Source organism: Mesorhizobium sp. M1169 (assembly GCF_040318345.1).
In the GTDB taxonomy this organism is placed as follows: domain Bacteria; phylum Pseudomonadota; class Alphaproteobacteria; order Rhizobiales; family Rhizobiaceae; genus Mesorhizobium.
Genome location: NZ_JAMYME010000107.1, coordinates 1 through 1,056 on the forward strand (window position 1 = coordinate 1; position 1,056 = coordinate 1,056).

Here is a 1,056-nt window from a genome sequence, read left to right on the forward strand (position 1 = left end):
CTAGAGCGGGATGACTTGAGGCTGAATCGGCGTGGGATTCCCTTGGGCGGGCAAATCTGATTCAACCTTCTTGCTGGGCAAGGAGGTCAGCATTGATGGGCAAGCCTTATTCGATGGATCTTCGCGAACGGGTTGTTGCGTCGGTTGAGCGGGATGGGCTGTCACGACGGCAAGCCTCGGCGCGCTATGGGGTTGGTATCAGCACCGTCATCAGATGGGTGAGCCGTTTACGCGAAACGAACAGTCTTGCGCCCGGCAAGATGGGTGGGCACAGGCCGAAGAAGATTGCCGGTGAGCATCGGGAGTGGCTGCTGGTGCGCTGCCGGGCTGCGGATTTTACGCTGCGCGGTCTTGTGATCGAGTTGGCTGAGCGCGGCTTGAAGGTCGATTACCGCTCGGTGTGGGCGTTCGTCCACGCCGAGAAGCTCAGTCACAAAAAAAGACGCTGATCGCGGCTGAGCAGGATCGCCCGGACGTGGCGCGCCGGCGGGCACAGTGGGCAAAGTATCAGGACCGTATCGATCCTTCCCGCCTGGTGTTCATCGACGAGACCTGGACCAAAACCAACATGGCCCCGCTCAGAGGATGGGCGCCGCGCGGCGAGAGGATCAAAGCCAAGGTGCCACACGGCCATTGGAAGACCATGACCTTCCTGGCGGCGTTGCGCCATGACCGCGTCGATGCACCATGGCTCATCGACGGGCCGATCAACGGCGAGCGTTTCCAGCTCTATGTCGATGAGGTTCTCGTTCCCACTCTCAAGCCCGGCGATATCGTCATCATGGACAATCTCGGCTCGCACAAGGGCAAGGCCGTGCGCCGCGCCATTCGGTCAGCCGGCGCCAGGCTGTTCTTGCTGCCGAAATACTCGCCCGACCTCAACCCTATCGAGAAGCTCTTCGCCAAGCTCAAGCACTGGCTGCGCAAGGCTGCAAAGCGAACAGTCGAAACCGTCTGTGACGCCATCGGCCAAATCCTCAAAATTGTCACTTCAAACGAATGCCAAAATTACTTCACCGAGGCCGGATATGCCCAACCTAAATTCATTCCGCTCTA

1 protein-coding gene is annotated in these 1,056 nt (G+C 59.5%); it reads left to right on the forward strand.

The window, feature by feature from the left end; all coding sequences use genetic code 11:
* Window positions 1-95: 95 nt before the first annotated feature.
* Window positions 96-1,056 (forward strand): IS630 family transposase gene (locus tag NKH41_RS34015; protein WP_502906098.1). Its coding sequence is split into 2 segments (ribosomal slippage), with 959 coding nucleotides annotated over them: window positions 96-434 and window positions 437-1,056; the frame shifts between segments, so codons are not numbered across the junction. This gene is flagged as partial in the annotation.